General features: G+C 58.2%; 1 protein-coding gene. It reads left to right on the forward strand.

All coding sequences use genetic code 11. The features are described from left to right. A partial coding sequence (locus GQ59_RS32565; protein ID WP_037086684.1) for a calcium-binding protein occupies positions 1–586 on the forward strand: 586 nt, incomplete at both ends.

Genomic DNA, 586 nt, shown 5'->3' on the forward strand with positions numbered 1-586 from the left:
ATCAGGACAGCGCTGGCTGCCTACTCTCTTGCATCCAAGGCGAATATCGAAAACCTGACCTATACCGGAACTGCCGCGTTTTCCGGTACGGGCAACGCATTGGACAACATCATCACGGGCTCCCTCCTGGCTACGAATACGCTTGATGGCGGTGTTGGGGCGGATACGCTGCGGGGTGGTCGCGCGAACGACACGTACACTGTCGACAATGTCGATGATCTGGTGATCGAAGATGTCGGAGGAGGCATTGACCTCATCAAGACGACGCTCACGAGCTATTCTCTCGTGCCATTCTCGAACGTCGAGAATCTGACCTTTGCCGGTGCTGGCAACTTCAGCGCCATCGGCAATTCGCAGAAGAATACCATCATTGCCGGCGCCGGCAACGATACCCTTGACGGTGGCGCCGGCGCCGACACGTTGGTCGGCGGGCTCGGCAACGATATCTACATCGTCGACATGGCGACCGATGTGGTTACGGAGGCAGCCGGTGCCGGCACGGACGAGATCCGGACGTCGCTCGCTACCTACTCGATCGCTGCACTGGCGAATATCGAGAACCTCACCTACACGGGATCTGAAAACT

The organism is Neorhizobium vignae (assembly GCF_000732195.1).
Classification (GTDB): Bacteria; Pseudomonadota; Alphaproteobacteria; order Rhizobiales; family Rhizobiaceae; genus Neorhizobium; species Neorhizobium vignae.